Source organism: Ruegeria sp. F5 (assembly GCF_056533845.1).
In genome coordinates this window covers 77,554-90,033 of sequence record NZ_JBQFOU010000001.1, presented here as the reverse complement: position 1 = coordinate 90,033, position 12,480 = coordinate 77,554, and the positions used below count along the sequence as shown (strand labels likewise).

The following is a 12,480-nucleotide window of genomic DNA, read 5'->3' as shown; positions in this document are numbered from 1 at the left end:
CGGGTCCTGCGGGTCAGGGATAGGAAGCCCTATTCCGGTTTCGTCGGCGCAGATCCCTGCGGATCAATGAACTGCCCCAGATCGACGCCCTGATTGGCGGCGCTCGCCATCACGGCTTTGCGCAGGGACTTACTGCGCTGGATCAATCTTCGGAACCTCTCTTCATCCAGAACCAATAGCGTGGTGGGCGCGATGGCCCGGACCGAGGCCCGGCGTCGTTGGCGCAGCAGCAGTTCCGTCTGCCCGAAGATATCGCCCCGACCCAGTCGCCAGCTTTGCCCCGCCATCTCAAGCTCGACGGCGCCCGAGGCGATGAAGTAGACGCTTCGGGCGGGCGCGTCTTTCTGGATGATCCTCTCTCCGGCCTCCGCATAGCGGGTTTTCAAGGCGCGGGCGAGACGGCGCAGACCCCCCCGGTCGAGGTCCGAAAACACGGGCAAACGCCGGACAAGCTCGGTCGCGCGGGGGGCCACATCGATCATCGGGCGTTCTTCCGCTTCGATGCGCTTCTCGGTGACGTCATGCAGCAGCACCGAATAGAGCTCGGCGCTGATGAACCCCTCGTCATACAGTTCAGCATACTCCCGCTCTTCCAGACGCAGGGCGATGCGGCGGATGAACCGGCGCTGCACCTCGTCCGCGAAGCCCGGATACTGAAGCTGAAGGCCGTCCAGCGCGGTGTCCACAAACTCGGCGCGCCGGTCGATGAGTTCCCTCAGAATCTCGGCCACGCGCCGACCATGGATGCGGCGAATACGCTGGTCTGCGAACCGGTACACGTCGCGCAGCACCAGCCGTTGCGCAAGCAGCACCTCAAACCGATGCGCGGTCATGCGGGCAAGGGGCCGGCGCAATCGCAGCCTGTCGTTCAGAAACGCCGCGACCCGGAACAGCGGGCCATAAGCGACGGTGCGCCGCGCGGCCCGCAAATACCCGGTGCGCCCCTGCAGGCGGGTTCCTTCAATAAGCCGGTCAATGTCCAGCAGCGCCCGGTCCGCCAGCCGCGTCGACAGCGATCTGTCGCGCATGTGGCTGAGGACAAAGTTACGCTCGGCCCCGGCCAGCGCGATAAGGCCAAGGGTCACGCGGTCCCGGTCCAGAATGCCCTTGCGGGCTTCGGCAGAGTGCACTGCCGTATCCAGCCTTTGGCCGAACCGGACCGCCTCGGACCGGATGATATCGGGGTTCAGCTCATAGCTGGCCGTCATGTGCTTGACGTCCTCGCGTACGGTTTGCAGCGACACCGCAACGACCTGCTGTGACAGCGCCTCATCCAGCGGCGAAAGCGCGTCGAGGCCCAGACGGCGAATGACCGGGCGCAGGGTCGGCCCCTGAACCAGCAGCGTGAACAAGGTGAATCCCGTCGCCAGAATACCTACGGCTCGTTGCGTTTCCGCCGGGATCTGGGCGTTTTCCGTCACGGCCAGTGCCAGAGCCAAAGTCACCGCCCCCCGCATGCCGCCCCAGAGAATTGCATAACGAAACGGTCGGTCCACGGATGGTGACACCCGTATCAGGGTCAGAAACGGCAGGAAGCCAAACAGAATGACCGCACGGGCAAAAACGGCTGCAAGGGTCACTACCAGGATCAGTCCGAAATCCGTCCACCGCACACCGCTAAGCAGTTTCGGGATCAAAAGCGCCGCAAGGACAAAGATCAAGGCCCCGGCCCAATGGGCCAGAACGCCCCAGACATCCGACAGGCGGCTCCAGGCCTGCGGGGTCAGGCGACCGGGGGCGGACAGGTTCAAGGTGATCCCAGCCACGACAACCGCGATCACGCCTGACGCGCCTATGCTCTGCTCGGCGATGACATAGGCCAGATAGGGCAAGGCCAGCGAGATCGAGACCTGCGCCAGCTCAAAGCCTTCGATCAGCGACATGAGCCACAGGCTGGCGCGCGCCAGAAACCATCCCGTGACCGCCCCGCCCAGCAAAAGCAGAGGAAACTGAATGAGGGCATCCCGGGGTTGCGGATCCGGCGCGCCAACCATGACGAAGCCGACAAACAGCCCGAACAGCGCGATGGCGGCGGCGTCGTTCAAAAGGCTTTCCCCTTCGATGATCCGCGACAATCTTTGCGGCGCAGCGATTGAGCGAAAGATGCTGACAACAGCCGAAGGGTCCGTTGTTGAAATAATCGCACCCAGCAGAAGGCAAGCCATCACAGGCAGCGAGCTGACGGCGGACAGGGCAAAGCCAACGGTGAATGTCGCAACAAACACCGCGACGATGGCCAGCACAAAGATCGGCACCCAGTCGTCCAGCATGCGCCGCAGGTTCATCCCCAAAGTCGCCTGAAACAGCAGCGTGGGCAGGAACAGGTACAGGAACACATTCGCGCGGATGGGGAAGCCGAGGATGGCCTCGGCCACCGGGTTCATCACCTCGGTCAGATCGGTTTGCAGGAAAAAGGTGGCGGCGGCACCGATCACGATCCCCAGAACTGCCAGCACGACGCTGTAGGGAAAGCGCAGGCGCGCGGCGACCGGTTCGGCCAGCCCTATGACGACAAAAAGCGATGCAACAACAGTGGTTACAAGAACAATATCCATAGCACTGTTATAGACTCAGCTTGACGGCAGACGCACGGACAGTCTCGCAACCCGGCGGCCAAAAGGCCATCAATTGCCGGGGACACGGGCCGCAACCCGGATGTCCCACCCGGTGCCAATTTTCCGAAAGGTTCGGACGGCGTCCGTCGCGCCGAAGCTCAATCCGCCGCGCGAAGGCGCTTGAGCAGCGCCGAGGTATCCCACCGCCCGCCGCCCAGCTTCTGAACATCCTTGTAGAATTGATCGACCAGCGCGGTCACAGGCAGGCTGGCCCCGGTCTCGTTCGCGGTATTAAGGCAAATACCCAGATCCTTTCGCATCCAGTCCACCGCGAAGCCGTGGTCGAAGTGGTCGTCCAGCATCGTCTCGTACCGGTTCGCCATCTGCCAGCTTCCGGCGGCGCCCTGGCTGATCACCTCGACGACCGAACGGCCATCCAGACCCGCCTTCTCGGCAAAATGCAGGGCTTCGCTGAGGCCCTGCACCAGTCCTGCAATTGCAATCTGGTTGCACATCTTGGTCATTTGGCCTGCGCCGCTGTCCCCGATCCGGCGGCAGATTTTCGAATAGACCTGCATGATCGGTTCGGCGGCATCATACGCGGCCTGATCACCGCCACACATTATTGAAAGAACAGCGTTTTCCGCCCCGGCCTGCCCGCCGGAAATCGGCGCATCCACAAAGGCGAGGCCTTGTTCCTTGGCAGCTTCGAACAACTCGCGCGTGACCTTGGCCGATACGGTCGTGTGGTCCACAAGCGTTGCCCCCGCAGACATGCCGGCAAACGCGCCATCCGGGCCGGTGCACACGCTGCGCAGATCATCGTCATTGCCGACGCAGGTCATCACGAATTCTGCGCCCTCGGCGGCTTCGCGCGGAGTGACGCCCATGCCGCCGCCATGCTCGGCAACCCATGCGTCGGCCTTGGCCGGGGTCCGGTTGTAAACGGTCACATCATGGCCTGCGGCCTGAAGGTGGCCCGCCATCGGATACCCCATGACGCCAAGGCCAAGAAATGCAAGTTTTGCCATTGTAATTTTCCTCTACAAAAGGTCTCGCGGGGTTTGCCCGGCGAAGAATGCGTCTAGGTTGTCCAACGCGCGAAAGCCCATCGCATCGCGGGTTCTGGTCGTAGCGCTGCCGATATGCGGCAGCATGAAGATATTCTCATGCGCTGCAAAACCGGGATTGCCGCCCGGTTCCGTCTTGAAGCAATCAAGGCCCGCCGCCGCCAGTTTTCCGCTTTCGACGGCGCGCAGCAGCGCGTTCTCATCCACAAGCGCGCCGCGGGCAGAGTTCACCAAAATGGCCCCGTCGGGCAGGGACGCGATCCGCTCGGCATTCATCAAGTCCATCGTTTCGGGCGTTGCCGGGCAGTGAAGCGACAGGAAATCGGCGACCGGCAGCAGGCTTTCGACGCTTTTGTGATAAAACGCGCCTTGTTCCTGATCCGGCGACAGGCGGGTCCGGTTGAAATAGTGGATTTCCATGTCGAACCCGCGTGCTTTTGCGGCAAATGCGCGACCGACGCGCCCCATTCCGATGATGCCCAGACGTGCGCCTGTAACCTGTTTGCCCACCATGAAAGACGGGCTCCAACTGTCCCACGTGCCGGTGCGCATCAAACGGTCCCCCCGGACCGCATGCCGCGCGGCACCCAGCATCAGCAGCATGGCCAGTTCTGCGGTCGCATCGGACAGAACGTCAGGCGTGTTCGTCACCATGATCCCCCTGGCCGCCAATGCGGGCAAATCGCAGTGATCCACGCCAACCGAATGGTTCGCGACGATTTTCAGGCGCGGGTCAAGGCGGGCCACAACCTCGGCCGAGAACGGCTCGGAATGGCAGGGCATCATCGCGTCGACCTGCGCGCTCATCGCGACAATCTCATCTGGCGTGCCCGGCGTATCGGCTTCGTTCAGGATCACGTCATAGTCGCGGCGGGCGCGCTCAACCGTGGCATCGGAAACCCGGCGGGGAAGCCAGAGGACCGGTTTGTCGCTCATGAGGTCAGTCCTTTTTGATGGCGTCTTCCCAGAAGTTGTAAAGCGCAAGCCCGATCACGAAAAACGCGATGCACATGAACGGAAAGCCGCCCCAGAACCCGGCGAACCCGGTCGAGATGCTGTGTGAAAGACCCAGAACAAAGACTGTCATCAGGCCGACGCCGATGATGCCCATGATGATGTTGGTAATTCGCGACATGTGTTTCCCCTTTCCCTTATTCCTGAGCGCCAAGGCTGCGCTGAACCCATGCGGCTGTGCGCAACAGGCGGTCATCTTCTTCCGCCGCGCCGATCAGTTGCACCCCGACCGGCAGATCGTTGCCCCCGACCAGCAAAGGCAGCGTCAGGCTTGGAAGCCCTGCCAATGTCCAGGTCAGGCAAAAGACCGAATCCCCGGTATGCCCCGCATCCAGAGACGGGGCTTCACCCGTGGCCGATGGGGCCAGAATGGCGTCGAATTCATTGAAATACTCGGCAAAAAAGCTCTGCGCCGAGGCCATCACCGCCAATGCGTCCTGATACTGTGCCTCGCCGATCTCGGCCCCGCGATGGATCGCCGCCTGCATTTCAGCGCTGAGGTCGGGCCCATGATCTTTTGAAATCCCCCCCATGTTCTGGCGGATTTCGTAATCGTAGATCGTTTTGTGCACATTGATGAGGTCGGCCAGTTGCGGCGAAGCCGAAAACCGCTCGACCCGCCCGCCCAGACCGTCGATCACGGCATCTATGCCCTCTACGGTGTCCGGGTCCAGACGGTCATGGAACGGGAAATCCAGCCACGCGATGTTCGGCTCGACCGGAGCGTCAGCGCGGGCACCGGCCAGCATATCCGCGCGGGGCCGTGCGAAACTGGCCGGGTCGGTTTGGTCGTAGCCGGACACCACGTCCGTGAGCAGCGCGATGTCTTCCAGCGAATTGGCAAACCCGCCGATGTGATCCAGAGACACAGATGTCCGGAACACGCCGCTGCGCGAAATTGTACCGCGAGTAGGTTTGAAGCCGTAGACCCCGCAGAACGAAGCCGGGCGGATCACCGACCCCCCGGTTTGCGTGCCAATCGCCAAGGGAACATGCCGGGCCGCCACCGCCGCCGCCGAGCCGCTGGACGACCCGCCCGGCGTGCGAGTCGGATCAGAGGGGTTGGTGGTGTCGGTCGGATGCATGTAGGCGAATTCCGTAGTCTTGGTCTTGCCCATGATCACCGCACCCACCTCGCGCAGATGTTCGACGATCCGCGCGTCCGCCTCGGGCTGGCGGCCCGCGAAGATGGGCGTGCCGCGTTGCGTGGGCATGTCTTTGGTGTCCACGATATCCTTCAGGCCAACCGGTACGCCGTGCAGCGCCCCTGTCGCGCGCCCCGCCTTGCGAATACGGTCCAGTTCCCGCGCCTGATCCAGCGCGACGCCTGCGTCCAGGTAGGCCCATGCCTTGACGGTACCTTCGGTGTCCTCGATCCGTTTCAGGCAGGCCTCGACCAGCGCCTCGGACGTGATGCGCCCTTCACGAATAGCCTCGGCGGATTGAACCGCCGAGAACAGGGATAGGTCGTGTTTCGTCATGGCACCCACACACCGAACAGGTAATCCGGCAGCCACAGCGCAATACCCGGGAACTGGTACATCAGCACCATGCACAGGATCACGATGGCGAGGTATGGCATCAAACCTTTGAAAATCTCCATCAACTGGATCTGATTTTTCAGCACGCCCTTAAGGTAATAGGCCGACATCGCCATAGGTGGCGTCAGGAACGAGGTCTGCAGGTTCAGTGCCACCAGCATCGCGAAGAAATACGGGTTCACGCCAAATGTATCGAGCATCGGCAGGAAGATCGGCACGAAGATGATCAAAATCTCGGACCACTCCAGCGGCCAGCCCAGAAGGAAGATGATCAATTGCGCCAGAACCAGGAACTGCCAGGGCTGCAGGTTCATGCCCACCACCCAATGCTCGATCACGTCATGCCCACCGAGATATGAGAAGATCGACGCAAAGGTCCACGAGCCGACGAACAGCCAGCACACCATGGCCGTGGCCTTGGCCGTCAGAAAGACGCTTTGCTTGACCTTGTCCCAGGTCAGCGACCGATAGAGCACCGCCAGCACCAGACCACCCAAAGCGCCCATCGCTGCCGCCTCGGCCGGGGTTGCCAATCCGCCGAGGATCGAGCCGAGCACCAGCATAATCAACACGGTCAGGGGCACGAAGGACACCAGCAGATCAAGGTAAATCTGCCGTTTGGGCGGAATGTCATCCTCTTGCGGTTTCGGGGCCAGAGACGGGTTTATCCACACGCGGATCATAACGTAGACGATGTACAGCCCCGCCAGCAGAAGCCCCGGGAACACCGCCGCCGCATAAAGCCGCAGGGGCGACAGTTCGGCAATCGCGGCATAAACGATCAGCATGATCGACGGCGGGATCAGAATGCCCAAGGTCCCGCCCGCGCAGATCACGCCCGAGGCAAAGCTGCGCTGATACCCGGCATTTGCCATCGCCGGATAAGCCAGCAGCCCCATCAGCGTGACCACCGCGCCCACAATCCCGGACGCGGTCGAAAACACCGCACAGGTCAGCAGCGCCGCGATGGCCAGAGATCCGGGCAGGTTCCGCGCCGCCATGTAAAGCGAGAAGAACAGGCGATCGACGATATTCGCCCGCTCGACCACATATCCCATGAACAGGAATAAGGGTATGGCGACAAGCGTATCATTCTCCATCACCGAATAGGTGTTCTGGTTCAGCAGATAGAAGATGTTGTTGTTGAAAATGTCCGAAATGCTTTCGGGCGCGGACTGGTAGTAGGCGTAATAGCCAAACCCCACACCCATCGCCAAAAGCGTGAACGCAATCGGAAAGCCCAGAAGCACCAGCACAATGAACAGGCTGAGCATCAAGATGGCGACCTGAGGATCAGTCATTGCGGCGCCCTCCGTCCTTGGTGCCGGTTGACTGGATGCGGTCCACAGTGGCGTCCATCAACATGTCTTCCGTCTCGCGCACGTCATCCAGACGGTCGAGCCAGACACCGTTTTTCATCGCCAGCCAGCAGCGCGCCATTTCCGCAAGGCCTTGCAGCATCAACAGAAATCCAGCGACGGGGATCAGCGTTTTGAAAAAGTAAATCTGAATGCGTGCTGGGCTGTTCCAGCTGACCTCTTCATAGCGCCAGCTGTCTTTGGCGATCTCCCACCCGTACCAGAACAGGGCAAACATGCCGGGGAAGAAAAACAGGATGTACAGGATGAAATCAACGCGCGCCTGCCAGCGGACCGAGAACAGCCGGTACAGAACATCGCCGCGCACATGCGCGTCTTGGGCCAAAGCGTAGGCGCCAGCCATCAGGAACAATGCGCCGTACATCTGGACCATCATGTCGAACGCCCAGACGGTTGGCTTGTTCAACACGTAGCGGACGAACACTTCGTAAGACACCGAAAGTGTCAGAATGAGGATGCACCATCCGAAGGCTTTGCCGACCCATTGGCTTAGCCCTTCGATGGCGTGGATTGTCTTGATCAAGGTGATTTCCCCGCCTGTTCTGCCCGCAGATCAGGATGCCGCGCAGCGCGCGACATCCCCTTTCAGAAAGGTTTCAGACCTCAGCTGAAATAGTGCTTGTAGGCCAGTTTGTAGTCCGGCTGGTTCAGGTTCAGGTAGTTCATCACCGTCTGCGCATAGGCTTTCTGGCTTTCGATGACCTTGGCAAAGAACGGATCTTCGTTTGCGATCCGCTCGACCACAACATCCCACGCGTCCAGCTGCGCCTGCATCACGCTGTCGGGCGTACGGTAGACGTTGACGCCCTGCTCGTTGGCCAGTTTCACAAGGTCGTCGGCATAGCGCTTGGTGTTGTTCCAGTAGAAGTTGGAGTTCTCGGCCTCGGACGCATATTTCAGGATCGCCTTCAGCTCGGGCGCAAGCGCTTCGTACTTGTCCTTGTTGAAGGTGACCTCGAAGAATTCCTGGCTCTGGTGGAACGAGGCCAGATGGTAGTGCTTGGACACGTCCTGCATACCGAAGTCACGGTCCGAGGTCGGGTTGTTGAACTCCGCCGCATCAATCAGGCCGGACTTCATCGCGGGCTGAATTTCACCGCCCGGCAACTGCACAACGGACATCCCCATCTCAAGCAGAACGTCCGCAGCCAGACCAACGGTCCGGTACTTGAGGCCGTTCATCTGATCCGCGCTTGTGATCTCTTCCTTGAACCAGCCAAGCGGCTGCGCCGGCATCGGCGAGTTGAAGAACGACACGACGTTCAGGCCCAGAATGCCCATCAGCTCGTCGAACAGTTCCTGTCCGCCGCCATAGTTCACCCAGCCCAGAACTTCCTGGCTGGACCAGCCAAAGCACGGGCCGGTGCCGAACAGCGAGGCCGTCTTGGATTTCGAATACCAATAGGCCGGAACGTAATGCGCCGCATCCAGAACGCCGCGGTGAACCGCGTCCTGCATCTGGCTGGTTTTGACCACCGAGTTCACGGGCAGCAGTTCAATCGTCAGTTTGCCACCCGACATCTCGTTGACGCGGTTCACATAAGACTGCGCGTTTTCAAGAAAGATGCCGCCTCCCCAGGCGGCCTGCATCTTGAAGTTGGTTCCTTCTTGTGCATGGACAGCAGGTGCAGCAAGCGCACCAGCGCCCACAACAGCCGAGCCACGCAGAAAGCTTCTGCGGTTCAAAGATTTTGTCATGTTTCCTCCCTTGACTGGTCCCTTGCCTATTTGTTTTCGGCACGGGCACCAATCCGCCCTGCAGCGGATGCAGATAACGATAAGCCAGAAAATACAATTTGCAAAATTTTTTGGAAACCCTCTCACGAATAATTCAAAAATAACCACAAACATATGAAATTATTTGTATTTTAATTTTCATTTTTTTTAACCCCCAGACGGGCTAGACTCTGAGAATAGAAATCCGAGCATTGGTTGCCCCTTTATGACTGAACAAATCGCCGCCTCACGCCGGGGTCGTCCGCGCCTTCCGTCAAAACAGGACAAGTCAGGCAGTTCGCCTGTGGTTGCGCTTGACCGTGGCATTCGCGTGCTGATTTACCTCGCCGAGTCTAGGGCCGCGAGCCTCGCAGAGATTTCCAAGGACACGGCGATACCAGCGGCAACTGCGCATCGGATACTGAGCACACTCCAGCATCGCGGAATGGTCGCTCACGACGCGGATCACGGCAAATGGCGGATAGGGCCCCAGGCCTACCGCATCGGAAACGCATTTGAAGAGGGTTCAAACCTGCTTGAAGTTGCGCCAGCGGTGATGCGGATGCTTTCCAAGGAAACCGGCGAGACGGCAAATCTGGCGGTCGAAGACGGCGGCAAACTGCTGTATCTTGTTCAGGTCGAATCCGAAAATCCGATACGGGCGTCGATCAAGAACGGGACCGACGCGTATTTCCACACCTCCGGTGTGGGCAAGACCATTATGGCGTTCATGGAGGACGACGAACTTGACCGGTTTCTCGAGCCGCTGTCGCTGATGCGTCAGACATCGAACTCGATTACCGACAAACAGCAACTGAAGACCGAGCTGAAAAAATCCCGGCAGCGTGGATGGGCGCTGGATGATGAGGAACGTTCGCTGGGCATGCGGTGCATTGCGGCGCCGGTCTTTGATTCTTTGGGGAATCTTGTCGCCGGCGTTTCGATCTCGGGACCAATCACGCGGTTTCCGAACGACAAACTGGACGCGCTTGCGATGTCCGTCATCCGGGCTGCGAATGAGATTTCCAAGAGGCTCAGCAACACGCCTGCCGTGAACTGACCGGGCTGCCGGCCAAACAAGTTTGCCACGCCTTCGCCGGTCTACCCTCTCGGTCCCCACGAAAATTTATGACGGCGCATCACAGAAACGGGCCCTTCTCGCTTGGGTCGCCGGGCCTCTTCCGGTTTGCGGCGCGACCTTGCCCGATTATCAGAAACGGCACCAAAAAAGATCGCGTTCAGTACGCCGTGTGACGGTGATATGCGGCGGGTCATGGCAAGGTCCTTTTTTGCTGTTCGGGTCCAACCTGTCTGTTCACCCTCAGCGCGACCACCGCCATGATCCGCAGGAAACCGTAAGTCACCCGTAAGTCGCTTGGGCAAAACCCCCTTTTCAGGCATAGTGACCAACACCCGCCCCGCCATTTCGGAGGCTCCATGACCAGGTGTTCATCCCTTTTTGCCGACAAGCTCCGCAGCTTTCGCACGCAAAACGGCGCGCATGGCCGGATAACGCAGGAACAGCTTGCGGACCTGCTGGGTCTGAGTGTCGACGCAATCGGCAAGTACGAACGCTCGGTCTCATTCATGCGCGGCGATCTGGAGCATCGGCTGGTCGAAAAACTCGGCTGGACACGGGATGAGGTCATCGCCTGCCGCACGGATTGGGAGAGCCGCGAGACCGCCCACGGGACGGTCTATCGCGTGTTTCGCGAACACGATGTCGCGTCGGAATTGGGGTCCGTCGAAGAGGCTGACATCGCCGTACAGGCACTGGAACGCGCAGGCGCGCATGAATTTCCCGACGGGTTTTCCGCCAGCGCTCCGATCTGGAAGGACATCCTACGCGACGGGGCCATGTGCGGCGTCTATGTCACCTGCGGCGGGGGTCTGGCTGCGCATATCTCACTGGTATTTCTGAATGATGCGTTAGAGGCACGGTTCCGCGACAGGCGTCTTGTTGAAACCGAATTCAGTCTCGATGCGCTGCGGCGTCCCCTGCTTCCCGGCAACTATTTCGGCTATTGCGCCGGGGTCTATATCGCGCAAGGGCATCAGAAAGCCGCGCTTCCCCTGCTGACGGGATTCGTTGGCGTTCTGGAAACTCTGGCAGAGCAAGAGGTGTTCTTGCGGGATTTGTCTGCAATCGCTGCCAGCCCAATCGGGCATCAATTGTGCAGCGATCTGAACTTTCAGTTCATCGGCCCGCATGTCGATGGATCAAACCTCGAGTTCTGGTGTTTTGCCGGAGAGGAAATGCCAACCTCGCTGTTTGCCCGCCGCAGCCCGTCCTTGCGGCAGGCCTATTCAGATCACTTCCGCACGGACTAACCCACGTCCATTGTCGGCACGCATTGTTTATCCCAGCTTTGCATTTGCATACAGAGAATTTTTTATTTGTACACAAATTGAATATTCGTTATCACAGCGACGCTGCGCAGGCGAATCTCAAGTCGCCACCGCGTATGATTTCCTGGCGGGAGGTTCAGTTATGAAAGACGCCGCACGGCTCAAGAAAACAAAGCTCTACGAGCACCTGAAAACGGCGGTACTGACGCAGAGGTTGAAGCCAAGTGAAGACTTGGACGAAACAACCCTGTCGGAAGAATTCAATCTGTCGCGTACCCCCCTGCGCGAGGTGTTCCGCCAACTGGCCGGTGAGGGTTACCTTGAGCTGCGCGAGAACCGCGGGGCCCGGGTGTCGGGGATGTCCTACACCACGCTGCGCGACTTTTTCCTGGCCGCGCCGATGATCTATGGCGCCATTCTGCAGCTTGCGGCCAAAAACGCGAAACCCCACCAGATCGACCTGTTGAAACAGGCGCAGGAGTGTTTCAAAGCCGCTTTGCGGTCCGGATCGGGCGCGGATCGGGCAATGACCAACAATCGCTTTCACGAGATTACCGGGGACATGGCCGATAACATCTACCTGCTGCCGTCGTTCAAGCGGCTGCTGATCGACCATGCCCGGATTAGCATGACATTCTACCGGCCTCAGGATGCCGCCATGGCCAAGAACCTGCCGCAGGCCAGCACGCAGCACGACGCCATCATCGCCGCCATCGAGGCGGGGGATGAGGCGGCGGCTGCCCAGCTGGCCATCGATCACTGGAACCTGTCCCGCGACCAGATCGAGCTGTTCGTCACGCCCGCCGGGCTTGATGTGCCGCTTGGAACCATGGCGCGCAAAACCCCTGCATGAGGA

At 60.1% G+C, this 12,480-nt stretch carries 11 protein-coding genes; 3 read left to right on the top strand and 8 right to left on the bottom strand.

The window, feature by feature from the left end; translation table 11 throughout:
• Window positions 1-29: 29 nt before the first annotated feature.
• The 8 genes from ACR0K1_RS00395 to ACR0K1_RS00360 form a co-directional block, all read right to left on the bottom strand.
• The gene (locus tag ACR0K1_RS00395; RefSeq protein WP_480611708.1) at window positions 30-2,555 is read right to left on the bottom strand and encodes a cation:proton antiporter; all 2,526 of its coding nucleotides are present in this window, start codon (window positions 2,553-2,555) and stop codon (window positions 30-32) included.
• Between the two features lie 158 nt (window positions 2,556-2,713).
• Window positions 2,714-3,586: an NAD(P)-dependent oxidoreductase gene (locus tag ACR0K1_RS00390; RefSeq protein ID WP_480611709.1), complete on the bottom strand. Its 873-nt coding sequence runs from the start codon at window positions 3,584-3,586 to the stop codon at window positions 2,714-2,716.
• A 12-nt stretch (window positions 3,587-3,598) separates the two neighbouring features.
• Window positions 3,599-4,561 (bottom strand): 2-hydroxyacid dehydrogenase, encoded by a 963-nt coding sequence (locus ACR0K1_RS00385; RefSeq protein ID WP_480848022.1) that lies wholly within the window; start codon window positions 4,559-4,561, stop codon window positions 3,599-3,601.
• 4 nt (window positions 4,562-4,565) lie between these two features.
• Window positions 4,566-4,760: a hypothetical protein gene (locus tag ACR0K1_RS00380; RefSeq protein ID WP_480848020.1), complete on the bottom strand. Its 195-nt coding sequence runs from the start codon at window positions 4,758-4,760 to the stop codon at window positions 4,566-4,568.
• Window positions 4,761-4,776: 16 nt separating this feature from the next.
• Window positions 4,777-6,120: an amidase gene (locus ACR0K1_RS00375; RefSeq protein WP_480848018.1), complete on the bottom strand. Its 1,344-nt coding sequence runs from the start codon at window positions 6,118-6,120 to the stop codon at window positions 4,777-4,779.
• The gene (locus tag ACR0K1_RS00370; protein ID WP_480611713.1) at window positions 6,117-7,481 is read right to left on the bottom strand and encodes a TRAP transporter large permease; all 1,365 of its coding nucleotides are present in this window, start codon (window positions 7,479-7,481) and stop codon (window positions 6,117-6,119) included. The genes ACR0K1_RS00375 and ACR0K1_RS00370 overlap by 4 nt, the downstream gene beginning before the upstream one ends.
• Window positions 7,474-8,082: a TRAP transporter small permease subunit gene (locus ACR0K1_RS00365; protein ID WP_480611714.1), complete on the bottom strand. Its 609-nt coding sequence runs from the start codon at window positions 8,080-8,082 to the stop codon at window positions 7,474-7,476. The genes ACR0K1_RS00370 and ACR0K1_RS00365 overlap by 8 nt, the downstream gene beginning before the upstream one ends.
• Window positions 8,083-8,162: 80 nt before the next feature.
• On the bottom strand, window positions 8,163-9,257 hold the full coding sequence (locus ACR0K1_RS00360; RefSeq protein WP_480611715.1) for a TRAP transporter substrate-binding protein: 1,095 nt from the start codon (window positions 9,255-9,257) through the stop codon (window positions 8,163-8,165).
• A 244-nt stretch (window positions 9,258-9,501) separates the two neighbouring features.
• On the opposite strand from ACR0K1_RS00360, the gene ACR0K1_RS00355 reads away from it, so the two are divergent.
• The 3 genes from ACR0K1_RS00355 (at window position 9,502) to ACR0K1_RS00345 (ending at window position 12,477) form a co-directional block, all read left to right on the top strand.
• Complete coding sequence (locus ACR0K1_RS00355; RefSeq protein ID WP_480611716.1) at window positions 9,502-10,335, top strand: IclR family transcriptional regulator; 834 nt, start codon at window positions 9,502-9,504, stop codon at window positions 10,333-10,335.
• 377 nt (window positions 10,336-10,712) lie between these two features.
• A complete protein-coding gene (locus ACR0K1_RS00350; RefSeq protein ID WP_480848014.1) occupies window positions 10,713-11,606 on the top strand; it encodes a helix-turn-helix domain-containing protein in 894 nt (297 codons plus the stop codon).
• A gap of 160 nt (window positions 11,607-11,766) precedes the next feature.
• Window positions 11,767-12,477, top strand: a complete 711-nt coding sequence (locus tag ACR0K1_RS00345; RefSeq protein WP_480848012.1) for a GntR family transcriptional regulator — start codon at window positions 11,767-11,769, stop codon at window positions 12,475-12,477.
• The last annotated feature ends 3 nt before the right edge of the window (window positions 12,478-12,480 follow it).